Annotated in this window: 21 protein-coding genes; 12 read left to right on the plus strand and 9 right to left on the minus strand. The window is 41.2% G+C overall.

Translation table 11 applies throughout. From position 1 onward, the window contains the following. The first annotated feature begins 333 nt into the window (after positions 1-333). The 4 genes from RMX89_RS20850 (at position 334) to fabD (ending at position 5,281) form a co-directional block, all read left to right on the plus strand. Positions 334-1,815 carry a leucyl aminopeptidase gene (locus tag RMX89_RS20850; RefSeq protein WP_322682256.1) on the plus strand — a complete coding sequence of 494 codons (1,482 nt, stop codon included), beginning with the start codon at positions 334-336 and terminating at the stop codon, positions 1,813-1,815. A 322-nt stretch (positions 1,816-2,137) separates the two neighbouring features. Next, the gene (gene plsX / locus RMX89_RS20855) at positions 2,138-3,160 is read left to right on the plus strand and encodes a phosphate acyltransferase PlsX (protein WP_322673323.1); all 1,023 of its coding nucleotides are present in this window, start codon (positions 2,138-2,140) and stop codon (positions 3,158-3,160) included. Positions 3,161-3,301: 141 nt separating this feature from the next. Beyond that, positions 3,302-4,294 (plus strand): beta-ketoacyl-ACP synthase III, encoded by a 993-nt coding sequence (locus RMX89_RS20860; RefSeq protein WP_322690276.1) that lies wholly within the window; start codon positions 3,302-3,304, stop codon positions 4,292-4,294. 105 nt (positions 4,295-4,399) lie between these two features. Then, positions 4,400-5,281, plus strand: a complete 882-nt coding sequence (gene fabD, locus RMX89_RS20865) for an ACP S-malonyltransferase (protein ID WP_322690277.1) — start codon at positions 4,400-4,402, stop codon at positions 5,279-5,281. Between the two features lie 5 nt (positions 5,282-5,286). Here fabD and RMX89_RS20870 read toward each other — a convergent pair whose 3' ends face one another. After that, complete coding sequence (locus tag RMX89_RS20870; protein ID WP_322673326.1) at positions 5,287-5,562, minus strand: hypothetical protein; 276 nt, start codon at positions 5,560-5,562, stop codon at positions 5,287-5,289. On the opposite strand from RMX89_RS20870, the gene RMX89_RS20875 reads away from it, so the two are divergent. The 4 genes from RMX89_RS20875 (at position 5,555) to RMX89_RS20890 (ending at position 10,436) form a co-directional block, all read left to right on the plus strand. Beyond that, entirely contained in the window at positions 5,555-6,193 is a 639-nt protein-coding gene (locus tag RMX89_RS20875; protein ID WP_322690278.1) for a lysophospholipid acyltransferase family protein, read from the plus strand. The two genes, RMX89_RS20870 and RMX89_RS20875, sit on opposite strands and share 8 nt — an antisense overlap. 216 nt (positions 6,194-6,409) lie before the next feature. Further along, positions 6,410-7,447, plus strand: coding sequence for an AI-2E family transporter (locus RMX89_RS20880; RefSeq protein WP_322673328.1), 1,038 nt, complete (start codon positions 6,410-6,412; stop codon positions 7,445-7,447). A 74-nt stretch (positions 7,448-7,521) separates the two neighbouring features. Next, positions 7,522-7,818 carry a DUF2288 domain-containing protein gene (locus RMX89_RS20885; RefSeq protein WP_289796739.1) on the plus strand — a complete coding sequence of 99 codons (297 nt, stop codon included), beginning with the start codon at positions 7,522-7,524 and terminating at the stop codon, positions 7,816-7,818. A gap of 194 nt (positions 7,819-8,012) precedes the next feature. After that, positions 8,013-10,436, plus strand: a complete 2,424-nt coding sequence (locus tag RMX89_RS20890) for an endonuclease MutS2 (RefSeq protein WP_322690279.1) — start codon at positions 8,013-8,015, stop codon at positions 10,434-10,436. 276 nt (positions 10,437-10,712) lie between these two features. Here the strand turns inward: RMX89_RS20890 and RMX89_RS20895 are convergent, their stop codons facing one another. Together RMX89_RS20895 and RMX89_RS20900 are read right to left on the minus strand one after the other, a co-directional pair. Beyond that, positions 10,713-11,531 carry a PEP-CTERM sorting domain-containing protein gene (locus tag RMX89_RS20895; RefSeq protein WP_322690280.1) on the minus strand — a complete coding sequence of 273 codons (819 nt, stop codon included), beginning with the start codon at positions 11,529-11,531 and terminating at the stop codon, positions 10,713-10,715. Between the two features lie 73 nt (positions 11,532-11,604). After that, positions 11,605-12,543 carry a molybdate ABC transporter substrate-binding protein gene (locus tag RMX89_RS20900; RefSeq protein WP_322690281.1) on the minus strand — a complete coding sequence of 313 codons (939 nt, stop codon included), beginning with the start codon at positions 12,541-12,543 and terminating at the stop codon, positions 11,605-11,607. Between the two features lie 743 nt (positions 12,544-13,286). On the opposite strand from RMX89_RS20900, the gene RMX89_RS20905 reads away from it, so the two are divergent. Further along, entirely contained in the window at positions 13,287-13,892 is a 606-nt protein-coding gene (locus RMX89_RS20905; protein ID WP_322660741.1) for a DUF3038 domain-containing protein, read from the plus strand. Between the two features lie 253 nt (positions 13,893-14,145). Then, positions 14,146-15,747, plus strand: a complete 1,602-nt coding sequence (locus RMX89_RS20910) for a DUF4335 domain-containing protein (protein WP_322690318.1) — start codon at positions 14,146-14,148, stop codon at positions 15,745-15,747. Positions 15,748-15,998: 251 nt separating this feature from the next. Here the strand turns inward: RMX89_RS20910 and RMX89_RS20915 are convergent, their stop codons facing one another. From RMX89_RS20915 to RMX89_RS20925, 3 genes are read right to left on the minus strand one after another with little or no spacing between them, the layout of a single operon-like run. After that, positions 15,999-16,460, minus strand: coding sequence for a ferredoxin (locus RMX89_RS20915; RefSeq protein WP_322673333.1), 462 nt, complete (start codon positions 16,458-16,460; stop codon positions 15,999-16,001). Then, positions 16,460-16,846 (minus strand): DUF1257 domain-containing protein, encoded by a 387-nt coding sequence (locus RMX89_RS20920; RefSeq protein ID WP_322660747.1) that lies wholly within the window; start codon positions 16,844-16,846, stop codon positions 16,460-16,462. Before RMX89_RS20920 ends, RMX89_RS20915 begins: the two co-directional genes overlap by 1 nt. Before the next feature lie 39 nt (positions 16,847-16,885). Further along, positions 16,886-17,095: a DUF2997 domain-containing protein gene (locus tag RMX89_RS20925; protein ID WP_322673334.1), complete on the minus strand. Its 210-nt coding sequence runs from the start codon at positions 17,093-17,095 to the stop codon at positions 16,886-16,888. Between the two features lie 570 nt (positions 17,096-17,665). On the opposite strand from RMX89_RS20925, the gene RMX89_RS20930 reads away from it, so the two are divergent. Next, positions 17,666-18,211, plus strand: a complete 546-nt coding sequence (locus tag RMX89_RS20930; protein ID WP_322690282.1) for a protein-tyrosine phosphatase family protein — start codon at positions 17,666-17,668, stop codon at positions 18,209-18,211. Positions 18,212-18,254: 43 nt separating this feature from the next. Further along, positions 18,255-18,944 carry an SAM-dependent methyltransferase gene (locus RMX89_RS20935; RefSeq protein ID WP_322690283.1) on the plus strand — a complete coding sequence of 230 codons (690 nt, stop codon included), beginning with the start codon at positions 18,255-18,257 and terminating at the stop codon, positions 18,942-18,944. Between the two features lie 55 nt (positions 18,945-18,999). Here RMX89_RS20935 and RMX89_RS20940 read toward each other — a convergent pair whose 3' ends face one another. The 3 genes from RMX89_RS20940 to RMX89_RS20950 form a co-directional block, all read right to left on the minus strand. Continuing rightward, positions 19,000-19,323 (minus strand): type II toxin-antitoxin system PemK/MazF family toxin, encoded by a 324-nt coding sequence (locus tag RMX89_RS20940; RefSeq protein WP_322690284.1) that lies wholly within the window; start codon positions 19,321-19,323, stop codon positions 19,000-19,002. Then, on the minus strand, positions 19,317-19,577 hold the full coding sequence (locus RMX89_RS20945) for an AbrB/MazE/SpoVT family DNA-binding domain-containing protein (protein ID WP_322690285.1): 261 nt from the start codon (positions 19,575-19,577) through the stop codon (positions 19,317-19,319). The genes RMX89_RS20940 and RMX89_RS20945 overlap by 7 nt, the downstream gene beginning before the upstream one ends. Before the next feature lie 168 nt (positions 19,578-19,745). Then, a complete protein-coding gene (locus RMX89_RS20950; RefSeq protein WP_322690286.1) occupies positions 19,746-20,849 on the minus strand; it encodes a hypothetical protein in 1,104 nt (367 codons plus the stop codon). Positions 20,850-20,864: the final 15 nt, after the last annotated feature.

A 20,864-nucleotide genomic window follows, 5' to 3' on the forward strand; every position in this document is an offset into this window, starting at 1 on the left:
GTTAACGGAGTTCTGAGGTGGATTAATGAGGATCAAAGACTCGTTAACGGAGTTCCGAGGTGGATTCACGAGGATCAAAGACTCGTTAACGGAGTTCTGAGGTGGATTAATGAGGATCAAAGACTCGTTAACGGAGTTCTGAGGTGGATTCACGAGGATCAAAGACTCATTAACGAGTGCTATTTATACTAATTCGTTAACTTATACTTACTAACCCTTGATGCCCCATGCCCCATGCCCCATGCCCAATGCCCAATACCCACTCCCCTCACCATGAAACCAGAATTTTGAGCAATACTGGTACAAGAAGGAATATTTACAGAAAATCCCAAAATGACAATTCAACCTAGTGATAAGCCTTTACTAGAGTGGGCGGGCGATAGTTTGGCAATTGGATTATTTGAAGATGCAGTAGAGTTAACCGGAGAACTAGCTACTTTAGATCAAAAGTTTTCTGGAGTCTTAAAAGAACTGATTACTGAAGAAGAATTTAAAGGTAAAGCCAACAGTACTATTTTCACCCGTGTAAATGCTGATAGCCCAGTGCGGAAATTGATTTTAGTGGGTTTAGGCAAACCAGAAGCGTTAAAACTAGATACTCTGCGCCGTGCTGCTGCTGCTGTAGCCAGGGTAGGAAAAAAGCAAAAAAGCAAAATTTTGGGTTTTAGTTTTCCATTGTGGAACAACGATCCAGCCGCGAGTGCCCAAGCGATCGCAGAAGGTGTGGAATTAGCACTTTACCAAGATATTCGCTTTAAATCTGAACCAGAAGAGAAAGGTTCACAAATAGAAAGTATAGATTTACTGGGTTTCGGCGGACAAGAAGCCGCCATAACCCGCGCCAATCAAATTGTTTCTGGGGTAAATTTGGCACGGCAATTAGTGGCAGCACCAGCCAACGCAGTCACACCAATTACTTTAGCGGAAACTGCTCAAGCGATCGCCAAAGAATACGGTTTACAACTAGAAATTCTAGAACGAGAAGACTGTGAAAAGTTAGGTATGGGCGCATTTTTAGGAGTAGCCCAAGCTTCCGATTTGCCACCGAAATTCATTCACCTAACTTACAAGCCAGAAGGTACACCCAAAAAGAAATTAGCAATTATTGGTAAAGGTGTAACCTTCGATTCCGGCGGACTCAACATTAAAGGTGCTGGTAGCGGCATCGAAACCATGAAAATGGATATGGGGGGTGCAGCTGCTACCTTCGGCGCAGCAAAAGCAATTGCTCAAATTAAGCCGGATTCGGAAGTTCACTTCATCTCCGCAGTGACCGAAAACATGATTAGCGGTCATGCCATGCACCCTGGAGACATTCTCACAGCATCAAACGGCAAAACAATTGAAGTGAACAACACCGATGCAGAAGGACGTTTGACCTTAGCAGATGCCTTGGTGTATGCCGAAAAATTGGGATTAGATGCGATCGTTGATTTAGCCACCCTGACTGGTGCCAACGTCATTGCCTTGGGTGACGATATTGCTGGTTTGTACACTCCCGATGATGGTGTTGCTTCCCAGATCGAAAAAGCTGCCCAAACTTCAGGAGAAAAGATTTGGCGGATGCCAATGGAAGAAAAATATTTTGAAGGGTTAAAGTCAGGTATTGCGGACATGAAAAATACAGGGCCGCGTCCAGGTGGTGCAATCACCGCAGCCCTTTTCCTCAAGCAATTCGTCAAACAAACCCCTTGGGCGCACATAGATATTGCAGGCCCAGTGTGGACAGATAAAGAAAATGGCTACAACAGCGCAGGGGCAACTGGCTACGGCGTTCGGACGCTAGTTGATTGGGTATTAGGGATTGGGGAGTAGGGACTGGGGACTGGGGACTGGGGACTGGGGACTGGGGACTGGGGACTGGGGACTGGGGGGCAGGGGGCAGGGGGACAAGGGGGCAGGGGGACAAGGGGGAATTATTGAACAAGCCTCTCCCTTGTCTCTCCCATCTTCCTTGTCTACCTTGTCTCTTCTCCATGCCCAATCCCCAATGCCCAATCCCCAAATTCGTGCTATCTTGAGCTTGCCAGTAAAAATTGTTGCAATAGTAACAGAATTAATTTGGCGGTCAGAAAATTAAGCTTTTTCGGGCATTGCCATCTGGTAAAATTTGTAAGGTTTCTAGAAGCTGTGAGCAATGGGATCGACTCGCGTACGGATCGCAATTGACGCAATGGGAGGGGATCATGCACCTGGTGAAATCGTTGCTGGCGCATTGCGAGCAAGAGAAGAATTGGGTGTAGATATATTTTTAGTTGGCGATCCCCAACAAATAGAAGCTGCCTTGCCATCAAAAACAAGTTTAGGGCAGGTAGAGATCGTGAATGCTGAAGAAGCGATCGCTATGGATGAGGAGCCTTTAAATGCAGTTAGACGCAAACGCAAGGCTTCTATCAATGTGGCGATGGATTTAGTCAAGCAACAAAAGGCAGATGCCGTATTTTCGGCTGGTCACTCTGGGGCCGCTATGGCATCAGCTTTGCTGCGCTTAGGACGATTGCCAGGAATCGATCGCCCAGCGATCGGGACAGTTTTTCCGACAATTATTGCTGGTAAGCCAGTGCTGGTACTTGATGTTGGCGCAAATGTAGATTGCCGCCCCAAGTTTTTAGAGCAGTTTGGTGTTATGGGATCGGCTTACAGTAAGTATGTCTTGGGTACAGATGAACCGAAAGTAGGTTTGCTGAATATCGGTGAAGAAGACTCTAAGGGCAATGATGCAGCCGTCCGCGCCCACCAACTGCTACGCGAAAATTCCCAAATTAATTTTATTGGCAATGCTGAAGGGCGTGATGTACTTTCCGGTCACTTTGATGTGATTGTCTGCGATGGCTTTGTAGGCAATGTACTGTTAAAATTTGCCGAAGCCGTCGGAGAAGTGATTCTGCAAATTCTGCGGGAAGAATTACCCCAAGGATTGCACGGTCAAATCGGTTCTGCACTCTTAAAACCCAACTTGAAGCGGATTAAGCAGCGAATGGATCACGCAGAACATGGTGGTGCTTTACTACTAGGCGTGGCAGGAGTCTGTTTTATTGGTCACGGTAGCTCTCAAGCACCTTCAATTTTTAATGCAATTCGCATGGCAAAAGAAGCTGTTGACAATCAGGTGATACAACGAATTCAGTCCCAATATATCCTAGAGCGCGAGAGCGGTTAGTCATTGGTCATTAGTCATTGGTCATTGGTCATTGGTCATTGGTCATTTGTAAAGGACAACTGGCAAATGACAAAGGACAAATGACAAAGGACAACTGACAAAAGACAAAAGACAAAAAGCTGATAGCTTGGGAGATTAGGAGTGCAAAACTTAGGCGTAGCAATTACCGGAAGCGGCTCGGCAGTACCAGCGACTTCCCTACACAACCAGACATTGAGCGAACTAGTTGAAACATCAGATGAGTGGATCGCTACAAGAACGGGAATTCGTGAGCGTCGATTAGCTCTGCCATCTGAGTCCTTGAGTGTACTCGCTACTGCCGCCAGCAGCCAAGCGATCGCCGCTTCGGGAATTAAACCAGAAGACCTAGACCTGATTCTGCTAGCGACTTCCACCCCTGATGATTTGTTTGGTAGTGCTTGTCAAGTACAGGCTAAATTGGGAGCTACCAACGCAGTCGCCTTTGACTTAACCGCTGCCTGTTCTGGCTTTGTGTTTGGTTTGGTTACAGCAGCCCAATACATTAGAACTGGTGTCTATAGAAATGTATTGTTAATAGGGGCAGATATCCTCTCTCGTTGGGTAGATTGGGAAGATCGCCGGACTTGTGTATTGTTTGGTGACGGTGCTGGGGCAGTGGTGTTACAAGCTGCCAAAAGCGATCGCTTATTAGGATTTGCACTTAAAAGTGATGGTACTCAAAACCATTACCTCAACCTTGCTTATGCAGGTACTTCCCAAGAACTGCTGACTGATGTAAATATCACCAAAGGCACTTACCAACCGATTACTATGAACGGCAAAGAAGTCTACCGCTTTGCTGTCCAAAAAGTGCCAGAAATAATTGATAAAGCCTTGTTTCAAGCCAATCTTAGCGTTGACCAGATAGATTGGCTGATATTGCATCAAGCCAATCAGCGAATTATCGATGCCGTTGCTCAACGCCTGAATATCCCAGAACATAAAGTTATAAGTAATCTCGCCCAGTATGGCAATACCTCAGCTGCTTCCATCCCCTTAGCTTTAGATGAAGCAGTACGACAAGGTAAAATTAAACCCAATGACATCGTTGCTACATCCGGCTTTGGTGCCGGTCTTACTTGGGGCGCGGCAATCTTTCAATGGGGAAGATAGGGATTGGGGACTGGGTATTGGGTATTGGGAAACTCTTCCCCAGTACCTAATCCCCAGTCCCTAATCCCCAGTCTCCAATGACCAATGACCACTGACTATTGACAAATGACAAAAACTGCATGGGTGTTTCCCGGACAAGGTTCCCAAACGCTGGGAATGGGAATGGATTTACTAGATATACCGTCCGCTAAAGACAAGCTTGCCAAAGCTGAGGATATTTTGGGCTGGTCTGTAACTGAAATTTGTCAAACTCAAGAAGAGAAGTTATCACAGACGCTGTATACTCAGCCAAGTCTTTATGTGGTCGAAAGCATTCTTGCTGACCTGCTTCGAGAGCGAGGACACCAGCCAGATTTAGTTGCTGGCCACAGTTTGGGAGAATATACTGCTCTTTATATAGCAGGTGTCTTTGAATGGTCGGCTGGTTTATATCTGGTGAAACGTCGTGCAGAACTGATGGATAGTTCCATCGATGGGATGATGGCAGCTTTGATGAACTTTGACCGCGAACAGTTAGAAAAAGTTATTGCTCAAACGCCTGATGTGGTGATAGCAAATGATAACAGTTCGGCTCAAGTGGTAATTTCAGGCACGACTGAGGCTGTACAAGCGTTGATGACTCAAGTTAAAGCAAAGCGTGCGGTTCCCCTAAAAGTTTCTGGAGCATTTCATTCACATTTAATAGCACCAGCAGCAGCGGAATTTCAAGACATTCTAGAATCTGTGGAATTTCAACCCGCGATTGTGCCAGTGCTGTCTAATGTCGAGCCAACTGCATCTATTGATGCCGAGATTTTAAAACAACGCCTGAACAAACAAATGACTGGTTCTGTAAGATGGCGAGAAATTTGTCTGCAATTACCAGCCAACGGTATCGAGCGAGTAATGGAAATTGGCCCTGGTAAAGTCTTAACTGGCTTGATTAAACGTAATACCCCTGATTTGATTTTACAAAACATCCAAAGTGCTACTGATTTACCTGTTTAATTTTTTTAGCTGGATCTCTTACCCACATCTTTAGTTGTCAAAAAAAGGTTAAATAACCTAGTTAAATTTGTGTCTGCAACTCCAAGACCATTCTCTGCGATCGCAATCTTGATTTGGTTTTCAGATACCAAGCAAGTATGAATCCAAATTGTGTTGGGATGTGAAGCAATTTCTGTAGGCGTGCGTTGCTGATTTGCATCTTTAACTTTTTTGCGTTTGATCTGGGTGTTGCGATCGCGTATGCTAAATTCAGTTTGATTTGCATTATCTTCTGTGGACAAAAACCGCGAACCGTTGATCAGTCTGGCACTTTACCACGCCTTTAAATGGTCAGTCGTCAGCCCCATGCTTCACGCTTATTTTCAGGGCCATATTTATGGTGCGGAAAATGTCCCCAAATCAGGGCCTCTATTAGTAGCAAGTAATCACGCTAGTTATTTCGATCCGCCGATTGTCTCTAATTGTGTACGTCGTCCGGTAGCGTATATGGCGAAAGAAGAGTTATTTAATATCCCCGTTTTGGCGCAAGCGATTAAATTGTATGGTGCTTACCCAGTGAGTCGGGGAAATGCCGATCGCAATGCCATCCGTTCCGCCCTAGAATATCTCAATAAAGGTTGGGCTGTCGGTGTTTTCTTGCAAGGTACTCGCACCCCAGATGGTCGAATTACAGATCCCAAAAGAGGCGCACTGTTGCTAGCGGCGAAAGCAAAAGCGCCAATATTGCCGGTGAGTGTCTGGGGTACTGAAGGGATTTTACAAAAAGGAGCATCCCTACCTCGCGCAGTTCCGATCACAGTCAGAATTGGTAACTTGATTGATGCTCCTAGTTCCAGTAATAAAGAGGAATTGGAAAGTTTAACACAAAAGTGTGCCACAGTCATCAACGAAATGCATGATTTAGGGCGATGAACCTAGAGAAACTACAGATATATGCTTTTGGGAGGTAGCGATCGCTATTAGATTACTCTAATCTTAAACTCTATTCCTCTAGCAATAAACTAAAGGACTGCCAACAAATAACTCTCAATCTTACAGGGGAGCTGACTCGATCGCGCTAAACAACTAGCATTTTTATGGTTTGATTACCACAAATTACGAATTACGAATTACGAATTATGAATTATTATGAGCGGCTTTGAAGCCAAGAGTTTTTGGGAGCGATTAAATAATCTAGCATTAGTTCGATTTTTGCTTTTGGTTGCTTCTGGCTGGGCAATTGTACAACTTTTAGCTTATTTTGAATCGGTCATTGTTATTTTTACATTTGCAGCAATTTTAGCTTTTTTGCTCAGTTATCCTGTACAAGGGCTGCGGCGTTTTTTGCCCCACGGTATAGCTGTTGGTGTCGTTTTCTTGCTCAGTATTGTGATTATAGGCGGTCTGATAATTACTGTAAGCTTAACGGTTTTATCTCAAGGACAACAATTAATTGATAGTATCACTGCATTTTTAAATTCTTTAGTACCTTTATTAGAGGGAATAGAAGGTTTGTTACGAAACCGTAATTTACAAATAGATTTAAGTTTTATTCAAGAACAATTGCGGAATCAGGCTGTATCAAGTCTTGTTAATAGTTTAGCTATTTTACAAGGATTCATGACGAACTTTGTCACTTTTATCTTGATTGCAGTTGTGGCTTTTTTCATGCTATTAGATGGAGACAAATTATGGAACTTTATTTTGAAAATAGTTCCAAAACAGCGTCGTAATAGATTTACCAATATAATTAGAAAGTCTTTTCTGGGATTTTTTAGAGGTCAGTTACTATTAAGCGCATTTTTAACAATTTCAACATTTCTAGTATTTTTACTATTAAAAGTACCTTTTGCTTTGATATTGTCAATAATAGTCGGAATTGTTGATATTATTCCTGGTATAGGAGCAACATTAGGAGTAAGCACAGTTACTCTATTCGTATTGTCTCAAGGTGTTTGGTTAGCAGTCAAAGTATTAATAGCTTGTATTGTCCTCCAGCAGATACAAGACAACTTGATTGCGCCCAGAATTATGCAAGGCGCGCTGAATCTTAATCCTGTAGTGGTGTTTTTTGCTTTACTAGTAGGGGCTAAAGTAGCAGGATTATTAGGTGTTTTTATATCTATTCCCATCGCTGGAGTAATTGTGTCTTTATTTGAAATAGATGAAATGAAATCTGAAGTTTAGTTATTGGTCATTTGTCAGGAACTCGGAACTAGTGAATAATGTAAAAATAGCCATTTACAAATAATTGGGAAGTAATGTCGGATTTAAGAGCGGAATTAACAGAAATTTTGGATGAGGCAGAGTGGGAATGGTTAATTCCTCATGTACAACGAGATGCAGTAATTTTGGTGGCGCTTGAGCTAGACTTGGTGGATGTAGGAGTAGCGATCGCCAGTGATAACATTCCATCAGTGGAACAGTGGATTGATAAACAATTAATTACCAAACCCACAACAGTACAAGTGGGAGAATGGAATGGCGATCGCAGTAAGCGATTTAATACTCTCATCGTTCAACCTTACGTTCTAGCCCAAGAAATAGTTGCTGCCTAATTCGTTTATGTGTTTTTTGATGGCAGTTGGTGTTGGGATATTTTCTCAGAAAAGATAGTCTAATGTGTCAGTTATTACTTGGCTATAGTCACGGACTATCTGGCTGATTGAATTAAAGCAAAATTTTCTCCTTTAAGATTTATCCATCTAGGAGCTAGAATTGTTACCATAATTTCAGATTAGATGTTGAAACCTTGATCCAATCTGAAACCTTAGAATTATTAGAATGGCATCGCCTGTGCCAGCACCTTGCCACCTTTGCCGCAACTAAGCTGGGGGCGACAGCTGCGCGTCATCTGAAAATACCTGATTCTCAGACCCAAAGCGAACTGTTGTTAGAGCAAACCAAAGAAATCTACCAACTGGAAAGTCGCCTAACCACGGGACTGTCATTTGAAGGAATTCAAGATATTGGCGATTCCTTAGAACGAGCAGAACGCAGTGGAGTTTTGGCTGGAGAAGAACTGTTAGCGATCGCTACCACCCTCGCTGGTGCCAGAAATTTGCGCCGTGTCATCGACAATCAAGAAGATTTGCCGATATTGACTGATTTGGTTGCCGATTTGCGGACTTATCCCGAACTAGAACAGGAAATTCATCGCTGTATTGATGAACGGGCCCAGGTAACTGACCGCGCGAGTCAAAAACTGGGAGAAATTCGCACAGACTTGCGGCGAGTACGCAGCCAAATTACTCAAAAGCTGCAAAATATCTTACAGGCAAAATCTGGTGCAGTTCAAGAACAGCTGATTACGCAACGGGGCGATCGCTTTGTTATCCCTGTAAAAGCACCGCAAAAAGACGCCATTCCCGGTATAGTTCACGATACCTCTACCAGTGGTGCCACCCTGTATGTGGAACCGAATTCAGTAGTACCTCTAGGCAACCAACTGCGGCAAATTATCAGAAGAGAGCAAGCCGAAGAAGAAACGATTCGCCGTGTTTTGACGGAACAAGTAGCCGCAGTCAAACCAGATTTAGAGAGGTTGTTAGCGATCGCTACTACTTTGGATCTGGCAACCGCTAGATCGCGATATAGTTTCTGGCTAGGAGCAAACCCCCCGCGATTTATCCAGCGCGAAGACAGGGAAATGATTACCTTGCGGAACTTGCGACATCCTCTGTTAGTGTGGCAACAACAGCACGAACAAGGGCAACCAGTAATTCCTGTAGATTTATTGATTAGTCCGCAAATTCGGGTAGTGACAATTACCGGGCCCAATACTGGCGGTAAAACTGTAACCTTAAAAACCTTGGGGTTAGCAGCATTAATGGCCAAAGTGGGTTTATTTGTCCCCGCCCGCGAACCAGTAGAAATACCTTGGTTTGATAAAGTGCTGGCAGATATTGGCGATGAACAATCCTTACAGCAGAGTTTATCCACATTCTCTGGACACATCCGCCGAATTAGTCGGATTTTGGAAGCATTGGGAACTGGGGAAGCAGAGGAAGATGAAAAAGATTCCAATGCCCCATGCCCTATGCCCAATTCCCTAGTTTTACTTGATGAAGTCGGTGCAGGAACCGATCCAGTAGAAGGTAGTGCTTTAGCGATCGCCTTGTTGCAATATCTCGCCAACCATTCCCAGCTAACGATCGCTACCACTCACTTCGGGGAACTAAAAGCCCTGAAATACGAAGACGATCGGTTTGAAAATGCCTCTGTAGAATTTGACGAAAGTACTCTGTCGCCTACTTACCGTCTGCTGTGGGGCATCCCCGGACGTTCTAACGCTCTAACAATTGCCCTGCGCTTGGGATTAAAACCAGAAGTGGTACAACAGGCAAAAACCCAAGTCGGAGAAGCCACAGATGAAGTTAACCAGGTGATTGCTGGCTTAGAAGCGCAACGCCGCCGCCAGGAAACCAAAGCTGCGGAAGCCCAAGTTTTGTTGCAGCAAGCGGAACGTTTATATAAAGAAGTATCTGCAAAAGCCGCAAGTTTGGAGGAAAGGGAAAGCAGTTTGCGGGCTTCACAGGAAATAGCAGTGCAACAAGCGATCGCTCAAGCAAAAGGTGAAATTGCCCAAGTTATCCGCCGTTTGCAGAAAGGTACGCCCACAGCCCAAGAGGCGCAGCAAGCAACCAATGCTTTAAATCAAATTGGCCAGCAATATCAGCCAGCAACGCCAGCAAAACCAAAAGTTGGGTTTATGCCCAAAGTAGGCGATCGCATCCGCGTTCCCAAATTGGGACAGATAGCAGAAGTGATCGCTGCTCCTGATGAAGATGGCGAGTTAAGCGTTCGCTTTGGGCTAATGAAGATGAACGTGAAGTTGCAAGATGTTGAATCTCTAGATGGTCAAAAACCCGAACCAGTTGTTAAAGCCAAACCAGCCCCAGCAGCAGTAACCCCCCCACCGCCAGCTGTCCCAGAAATTCGGACTTCCAAAAATACCATCGATTTGCGTGGAAAACGAGTAGCTGATGCCGAATACATTTTAGATAAAGCTATTTCGGAAGCTATAGGCCCACTCTGGATTATTCACGGGTACGGCACTGGGAAACTGCGACAAGGAGTTCACGCATTTTTGCAACAGCATCCCAGAGTGAACAACTACGAACCAGCAGAACAAGCAGATGGCGGCAGTGGTGTTACTGTTGCTTATATCAAATAAAGTTCACTTGCAAATGGTAATCCTTACAATATTTACAGAAAACACCAATTAACATTTACTGTTTGCAAGTCTCTTTATTAAAAATTTGTTACGACTAGCTACTTCTTGTGTATTTCCCATTTTTACTCTTACTTGTAAAATTGGACATTACTAGATAGATGACACTTTTGCCAGTAATATGCAAAATATTGAATCCGATTCTGTAACTGCTACGACTTTACCAAAACCACTGATTTATGATTTCATCATCAAAATAAAGGATGAAAATATTGAAATCTATAGCAATTCTTGGCGGTTTCTACGTAATTTCCATACCATAAAATAAGATGAACTAACTAGCAATAAACCTGAAATTGATGGTTCTGGAACTTTGGTAATTACTAACGAGAGGTTATCAGCATAGCCATCATTCACTTGCCCACGGACATAATTCATATCCAGAGCAACATTAATTTGTCTTGCACCAACGGGAACAAAACCCTTTGTAGACTGGAATAATAAACCTGTAGTGTTATCTCTTTCGTCTGGAGTGGGCGAAGTAATGAATGCTGTATTTAAAGATTGACCATTTTGATTTATAAAATTAATATTCAATTTCACATTATCTAAATCAGTGTCGTAGCCACCTAACCAGGCGCTCAAATCGTATTCTCCTTGACCAGCATCAATTATAGAGGCAAGGTTAGGTATATCAATTACTTGAGAAGCACTTGATGAGCCTCTATTAGCACCACCAAAAAATAGATTTTTTCCACGTAAACTTGGGCCTGCACTATTAACATCAGGAAGTCCACTAACAGCAACTATATTACCCAAAGGATTAGTAAATTCAAAACCTGTTGCTCCATATTTCAGTACACTAAAACTATTAATTGGAATCCAACCAGGGATAACGGGGATATCAGTTCCAACAGCATTACCAATGGGATCTCCTTGCCCTTGTTCTGCATCCCCATTAACAATAAGATTTTGACCGAGGGTCGCTGCATGGATAGGGTTAGTAAGCAGAATACTCGATGAAATTCCTGCTATTAGAGTTATACTTGCCTTTGCTATTTTTTGAGAGAAAAAAAGAAATGTATTGAGCTTATTCATATTTTACTTCGTTAGTAAATGTACTATCAGATTGATTTATAACAAGACAAATTTAGTAATTTATCTACCTATATTAGTCTAATTTTATTAATTGCTTTTTGACCAATACTTGTTTTTTATTGAGGATAAAAGCTACACCTATCGCTAGCAAAATTCCATCCGCACCTTGATGTTCGGGAACAGAAGCAGAGGGAGCGATAAATCCATACTTTGCTAAAATTTCTTGCCCTTCTTGTAACAAAATATATTTAGCTAATTTTTCACCATCAGGATCGGCATCTTTCAGTGTAGTTAGTCCATAATTAGCTTTCGTTGCCAAATAGTCGGGTAACTCTACTATTTGCAGATTGTCACCACCTTTTGTTGCTTGGGCAGTCTTGCCACTAGTGTAATAAGCTAAAAAGATATTTGCCTGCTTTGTTTCTTCTAAAAAGTAGACTAAATTATTTTTGCCATTAGGAACTATAGGAGCATTAGGATTACCACCTACTAATTGCAAGGCTTTATCCTTCAGAATTTGAGAATTACCAGGTTTAATCCGATTAGCCTTATCAAATATCTCCCATGCATAGTCACCAGATGGATCTGCTACAGGCGTCGAAGTTCCTAACTTGATTTCAGGTTTTAATAAAAAGTTTAACAAATTATCTGATGTGATACCAAGTCCCGATCTGACAACAGCAATCATGCGGTTGCTGGTGAAATTTACTACAGGTTCACTTAAACCTTCTTCAAACAATTTTTGAGGGTTATTAATATCTGCACTGGCAAAAACATCTGCGGATTTTCCAGTTTTGGATAATTCTTGTTCTATAAGTTCTCGTGTTAACCCAGACGGGCCAAATCGCGTTTCGACTGGAATCCCATATTTTTCGTTAAAAGATTCAGCTACTTCTGTGAGACTATCGCGCAAACTTCCAGCACCGTACAGCTTAACTGCAAATGCCTGAGTTGGCAGAGTCACACCGACAGCACAAGCTATCAGTGAAAAGGCAAAAAAATGCTTTTTCATAGTTGTTATATTATTGGGTTGCTATTTCTACTGAGTGAATTATCTGTAACCCATACTGAAGCATGGGTTTTGGTAAATATTTAAACTATTACCTCTGCCCATCAACTTTATAAATGAGTTCTGATATGTGCGTGGTTTGTGGTTAGAGTTATAGTACCAACTTAGTTGGAATAAATCAATCGCCAACATCTTCAAATGCTGACTTTATCAAATTTTTAAGTTTGTCATCGGTTTTATTTATGGAGGCGTCAATCGTCCTGATGTTGCCCAGCCTATACTGAAATAACAGGCTGCACACAAATAAAACTCAGTTAGGGTAATGTCCAGCAGCAAAAAGTGCCTTTAGCAAATAGGAAAAAGATTTGTATAGTAATTATGTATATATTAAGACCAAGTAATAAATATCAAGAAATTTCAAAATTTAAAAATGCAAACAAATTAGGAGGTATTCTACATAATTACTTAGCGATCGCTAGCGGTTAGCATTCAAAACAATAATTTATTTATACTTTGATACGGAGCTAACAGCGAAAGTCGGGTAAACCTCAATTAGAATTGATAATTTTTTACTTTGTCGAAAATAAATTTTCATCTAGAGTAAGACAAAGATACCTACTGTTTACCACATATAAAAGCTAGCTGAAGCCTCCGGCTCATAGCTATCTATGGGAAACCAAGCTTGATTCTTAAGAGTCTGGTTTCAAAATGGGTAACAGCAACATCCCCTATCAGCTCGATCACCTATGCTAAAAGTTATGCACTCGGCCGCCAACTCAGCCACTCCAAATTCCCAGTGGGAGGATTTAATCAAGCTTCCAGCCCCAAACACAGTTCAATGGGACAATATCAAAACCCAATTAGACTTGGTGCTGTTAGCGCTAGAAACCTTAACTGGGATTGGTTCAGAGGCAATGCTTTCGGCGGCAACCGATCTGAATTTAGAGTCAAGAGTGCCAGACCGCGTAGCTTTATGGCGATTGCGCCAATCAAATCCTCTACGCAAAGGTCAAGGAGGGCGAAAAAAGCTAGATGTCGAAGAAGCGCGATCGCTTGTTTTGATCGTCTGCTACCTAGCCAAACAGCACCAGGAATTGATTCGCCGCGCTGTCGGTCTGTTAGAACAAATGGCAGAAAATAACCGGGAACCTCACCAGGCTGCTTTACTTGGAGACTATATTGATGCTTTTTGCAACACCTACCAAGAGCGGATGGAAGAGGACGAGCAAATCTCAACGGATTTACTAACTAACCTGGCCCTAAAACTGCTTGTAGATTTACTTTTTTATAGCGCTCCTGGTGGGCATCGCCGTCTCTGGCTAGCACTTATAGACCGTTCAACAAAATTTTAAATTTTAGATTTGAAATTCCTCAACCAAAATTCGTTTTCAAAAGTTTGCTAGGTAAGGATTCCTTTTTGATGGTCATTAGTTCTTGAGCGATGCACTATCAACAATGCTTCCTCCTTGCACGCCAGTTTGCATAACAGAAGGAACCTCACAAATTTCTGAGTGGAAGAATCCACCGTTCCAACTTTTCTTTGCAAGCAAGCAACTGGCTCAATTTTTGCAAAATCCCAATATAGTCTTCTTCGTAGTTCCTGTCATGCCTCTATCAAATTCAGTTATTCGTTGCTACACACCACCGACTTGCACGCTAGAAGTATTCGCGCAAAGCTCACCTCTGTCTCGTTGGATGGGGAAAACTGTCCTCAAACATCTGAGTTTTGAGCTACGTTTTGACGATCCTCGACTCCCAGAAGAACAAAGAGTTCCAATTCGGGGCGATCGCGAGCAACTTGAGGCTTTATGTGATGCCGTCACTAACTATGTACAGCAATTCCTTCAACAGTCTCCAGAAAGCTTTTGGGTGAGTTTCCCCAGTACCCAGGAGTCAAGCACAGCACTGGACGATCCGGAATTAAAGTCTTCAACAAAAACATTAAATGCTTTTAGTAACCAGATTCCAGGAGCAAATATCTACTTAGAACCAAGTAGCTATTTAACTCACAACCTATTTCTTGGTTCTCTGGCCAACTATTCATCCGGCCCCGTAATTAAACTCAGTTTGCTACAACTATTCGACTTGGCAAGTGCTTTAGATGAATACTCGACTGATGTCATGGCACTCCCAACTCTCAACAACACGAGTTCGACTCTGAGGTTCCCTGCTTGGGCACCTGTTGCCGCAGTATTAGTATTAGGTGTAGGTTTTTTACCAGTTACTTGGCAATATGCTAACAATATTAGAGAAAAGCAACAGCAGACAGCCAAAACATCAAATTCAGAAGCAGTAAAGACTGCTCTAGAACCTTCATCTTCACTAAACTTTCCCACCCCTGAACCTGGGCTAACCCCTCCATCAAATAATTTGCTAGGTTCTACCCCTCCACTTTCCACATCCACTTTACCTCAAGCACCTCTAACAGCCCCTAGTTCTAGTAGTTTCTCTCCACCGCCACCAAATACGTTGACAATACCTCAAGGGACGACTGCAACCCTTCCTAGTAATCGAGCGAGCGCACCATCCAAGAAAATCCCAGGTCAGGAAATTGCCATATTACCAAATCTTGGACAGAATCCAACCGGGTCAAGTCCCCAAGGCGGTGCTATCCCTCAACTGCGGAATTTGCCACCCAGACTGTCTTCTAATGCCAATAGCTTACCAACTAATATCTCACCAGTCCTCCCTCCATCTCTTGACACCATACCCAATAAGAATCGTGTCAATACCCCAGCCCAACCCTCTCCACTAACTTCACAACAGCTAGACGAAACAATTAGTTCTTTACAGCAATCTTCTGCTGGAGAGAAGCCTACTTCACAACTTCCTTCCTCTAGAACTGCTGCTAATAATCCATTTATCGATCAATTAGGGGACGCAGGTAAAAACCCCACATCTCGAGAAGTAGCTACTGGCACATTATTTGACACACCGCAAGTAGCAGAAGCTAGACAATACCTAACAAAGCGTTGGCAACCACCTACTGGACTGGGACAAACATTAGAGTACAGTTTGATAGTTGGTGTTGACGGCACAATTGAACGAATTTTCCCCCTTAATAAGGCAGCAAGAGAATTCGTTGATAATGCTGGGATGCCAGAAGTTGGCAAACCTTTTGTTTCCGCTAATAAAAATGGACAAAATGTCAGAATTCGAGTTGTTCTCAGTCCTGATGGCAAAGTACAGACTTTTCCAGATGAATAACTAAACTCATCCTTTTAATGCCACTTGTAAAACTGGTACAAATCTTGTGCCAGTTTCTACTGACTACATAGGTTAAACGAGGCAAAAGTAGAAAAATTACTTTCACAACACGATCCTCTCAATTTCAAATGAAGAGAGTTAGCTCTTACAGGGAATTCAAAATTATCCTGACATCAGAAATTAACTACATAACGAAAAACAAAAGGACTGGTAAATCCAGTCCTTTATTATATCGATTTAACGTTTTTATCTTAATAACGGGATTTTTTGGTTTTTAACTTTTGCTTTTTACGCCGACGTTCGCTAGCAACAATTGCCTGTTCTACAGGATAACCCACTAAAGGAATTACCTGATATTTGCGCTCGTCTTCTAATTTTTTCAGTTCAGTGTAATCAACCCAATGAATGCAATCAACCGGACAAGTGTCAATTGCTTCTTGAATAATTTCCTCAGCGTCCCCATCTTGCCGAACCACGCGCGATCGCCCGTAATCTGGTTCAATATAAAAGGTGTTACGCGCAACATGAGCGCAATGCTTGCAACCAATACAGGTGATTTCGTCAACATAAACACCATTTTGGCGTAGCATACCACCCAATTCCGGTTCTAAACCAGAACGTTCTGGGGCATCCCGTAAAAAACCCCCTAATTCTGGTTCCAAACCGGAACGGTTATCTTCTTGTTCTTCCAGTGACGGCAGAAAATCAGCCATTACGCACTCCAGCGCTGTACTACCAGGCGAATTGAACCATCTTCATTTTTTTGTTGTTCAGAAACTTGAAAACCAACACGAGCAGTTTCTTTCAGAACTGTTTGATAAGCATAGCGCTGTGTTACTTGGCGCAAAAATCCATCTACAGACAAATCTTGTTGCCAATATTGCAAGTCAGCCACCAATTCATATTCCTTGCCATTCCATCTAAAGCCGATGTCATAGCCATTTTCCTGCTCAATACTAACTTCTGCAGGATGGGTTTGACCGCGATAGCCACGGACTTCGCGCGGGCCGGGTTTCCAGTCTACGCCCAATTCAGTCAAAGCATCTTTCAAAGAATCAAGGTTACGGATTTGAGTCTTAATTTGGCTAAAGTGTGACATGGTGGTTGTGAATTAATAACACTAAACTACTGTGAAAACTTACCAATCGCTGTAAGTGGTGTGTGTATTCGCCACATTAGGTTGCTGCACCTTGGCGGCGAAATATTCTGAGGTTGGCTCATGATTAAGTACTTGCCCCAGCTGCGCCTCTATTGCTGCTGTAACTTCAGCGCAAGAATTACCCACAATGCCAGTGACTTTCTCTTGTACCCGACCGTCTGGATAAATTATGAACTCTAATGTCTCCATTCTTTTGGCCAACCAGGATAAGTACGCTTAAATTCTACTGCCTTAGCAGAAGGCTACAAATATAGCCATAGGAACATTTTTACTAGATATAAACTTGCCATTTGTTAACTAATGTTCCATTTTTCAACATATATATCTCAGAATCTTTACAAAACTTATTAATATTATAAGCACACGCATCAGTATTTAGTTAGTTTCTCTTAACCTCATTGATTAGTCAAGGTAACTACTGGAGTAAGCGAAGTAAGCTGCAAAAGTCCTAAGAATAAGCATTAGAGGTAGTATAGGCAGCAAGACAATTCACAAAAATATAAAATTTATTGAAAAACTTTATTCTTAGCATTCGTTCTACCTTATTATTTTCCAGGTAGATTAGATGCAGTGCAGTATAACTCTAAAGTAATATAGTGTGTATACGTAGGTATTGTATTAGGCTTTTAGGTATAGTTACTTTAGTTGGCATTGGCTGTAGAAAGATTTTTAAACGGCGTTCGCTGAAAGCGTTGGCGCAGCCATTGCTATTTTCTGCCATTGGTAAGATTTATCAACCTCGATTCTAGACAGTTAAATATGTACAAATTTGCCCCAGCTTGGGAGAAGGAGCAAATAGTCTTTGGTGCTGCGCGACCTGGATACACTGACAAGAATGTTCAGGATTGGATAGAGTTCATGAAGCGCCAAAATATCAAGCGTGTTTGCTGTCTTCTTGATGAACAACAGCTAGGTTCTTACTCTAATCTTCTAAACATATACAAACAGGAATTTGGGAATAAGCTAATTTGTTGGGCACCAATTGCAGATTTCCATTTATCTGATTTAGAAACCCTCACACAGAAAATACTTCCTTTCTTAATAGAAGCTGAGAAACAAAATGAGAAAGTTGTTGTACACTGTTCCGGTGGAATTGGACGTACTGGACATGTATTAGCGGCATGGCTAGTTAGTGTGCGAGGATTATCAAATCAAGCTGCAATAAATGCTGTCAAAAAAACAGGTAGAAATCCTTATGAAGCTGCGATCGCTGCTATATTTAGAGGTAGAAATCCCTTGACAGTTATAAAAGAACTTAACGCGCTTCTGAATGATTGCCGTCTCTCAGTAAATAAAACATTTTGATGCTATCATCCTGTTTAATCAGTCTATTGACGAGGTAAATTCTATGGCAATGGTTCTTGATAAAGTAGTTCCTTTTGGGAGATCAATGGATGAATATATAAAAATATTCAATTTAAAAAATGCAGATTTAAATAAAAAAATCATTGGGATTGGAGATGGGCCAGCAAGCTTTAATGCAGAACTGACACGTCAGGGTAAAAGTGTAGTCTCTGTTGATCCACTCTACCAATTTTCTGGTGATGAAATATTGCAAAAATTTAATGAAGTGGTAGATAACATCATTAATCAAGTCAAGGCTACAACGAATGATTGGGTATGGAGCTATCATAAATCTCCAGATGATTTGCGACACAATCGAGTGAAAGTTATTCGAGAATTTCTGTCTGATTATGAAACTGGCAAAAAACGCAACAGATACGCAGTCGGTGAATTGCCAAAATTAGCTTATGATAATCAAGAGTTTGATATAGCTCTTTGTTCGCATTTATTATTTTTATATTCAGATCATCTCGATTACGATTTTCACTTAAATTCAGTAGGTGAGATGCTGCGTATTGCTAAAGAAGTCAGAATATTTCCCCTCATAACTTTAATGTGGAAACATTCACAACATTTAGATGAAATAGTAAAATATTACATTTCAATGGGTTATCAAATAGATATTGGAAAGGTTGAATACGAATTCCAGCCTGGTGGAAATAAAATGTTGAAGATAACCAGAGATGTTATATAACTCCTAGCCATAAAGAATTGGTATAACTATCCGGTTTATAGAATTATTAGGCATATTATTCAGCAAACATTTCAGCCAAGGTATCTAAAACTGCTTTTTGTTCATTAGAGTCAATCTGACCTAGCTTTTTGACTAATCGAGTTTTGTCAACTGTACGAATTTGATCTAGAACTATTTGCCCATCCTTACCCTGAAACTCACAAGTGACACGAGTCGGATAAGACTGTCCTTTAGTTGTCATCGGAGCAACAATAATCGTGGCAATATATTTATTTATCTCATCTGGTGAAATTACTACACAAGGTCTTGTCTTCTGAATTTCACTGCCAACCGTTGGGTCGAGGTTAACCAAAAACACATCAAATCGATTGACTACCACTCCCACTCTACATGCTCCCACTCTGTAGCTATGCCATCATCAAGCAGTGCATCGTCGTGTTGCTTCGCCATTCTTGAAAATGCTTCATCCCACCCCTGACGCGATTGAGAAGCAGCACGGACAATTAGGTGACAATCTTGAATTTCAATTTCCACCTCTTCACCAATACCACTTTGTTCTAGCAGAAGTTTAGGAATGCGGATACCTTGAGAATTCCCAATTTTAACAATACGGGTTCTAATTGCTGTCCCCATAAGGATATTTATCCTTGATTGTAATTACATTGTGATTACTAATCGGGCTTTTGTCAACAAGCGCTCAATTTTTCAATAATTTTTAATGCGATCGCTCACTACAACAATATACAATAAGCAATCGCTAGATTCTATATATTGTCTAGTACGCGATCTTGCTGCCTCAAGTCATAAATTTGACTTATTGATTTCTTTATATGTTTTCAATATACGATCAGCAAGTTGTTTAAATTGTTCTTCAGTACCTATATTAAGAGGAAACAACTTTAGACGATCTATTATATCAAGCGCATTCCCTATCAAAGCTAATTTGATATAACAAAGATATATGAATGCTACTTCACAAGTAATAAAGCCAAAGTTATTTTTATTGCTTCCACTAATCCATAACACGGCAAACTCTATAATTTGGTTTCTATATTTTTCTAAATCTCTTTTGATTTCCTCTAAAGTAGAGAAACCTGAAAAAAATAGGCGTTCGATTATATCCGATTCAACACCTTGATTTTCGTAGAGAGGTACATTTATTTTGGTAGATATAGCTTTACTTATTTGCTTAACTAAAGGTTCTCTTTGTATAAACTCTTTAATTGACTCTATATCAATTCTTACATTGTTCAAATTGTTTTGATTTATACTATCTTCTACCTGACTTTTGTAGTCCTCAATTGAATTACGAAGATGTTTAAATTCCTCATCAGCCACTTCGAGAAGTCCCGCAAGACGGTAAAATCTTCGCTGAATTGGTTGGGGAGGTGAATTTTTGCTTTTGTATCCAAGGTCATGTTCTATCTCAGCCCAGGTATGCTGAAGAATTGAACGAATTTGTATTTCAAAACGAAAATCTGAAACTGAACTATTTTCAGTTAACTGACCTCGAATATCAGATAAATAAGCTACATAATGAAGCGAAAGATAGCCAAATCTATTGGGTTCTAAAACTTTTCTTTTATCAATAGAATTTTGCTCATCTATCTTAAATTCCGATTCAACAACTTTTGCAACTTCATCAACAGTATCAGAATAAAGGGTGATGACTCGAAAACCAACAATATCAGTTATATCTCTTAAATAAGAGTACTTGTTTTTACGCTCTATTTTCTTGCTAAGGCTATCCTTAGATTTTATTCTTGAACTTATAGTATGAATATTTGCTTTATTTGGTTCTAAAAGATCCTTTAAAAGTTCTTTTACCTTTGTTTCAAGTTTATCAAGTATTTTCAGGCTATTATCATACTCATTGAGAATATTGTTTTGCACGTTATCAGTCATGGTTATCCCGTTTAG

This window comes from Nostoc sp. DedSLP04 (assembly GCF_034530775.1).
Taxonomy (GTDB): domain Bacteria; phylum Cyanobacteriota; class Cyanobacteriia; order Cyanobacteriales; family Nostocaceae; genus Nostoc.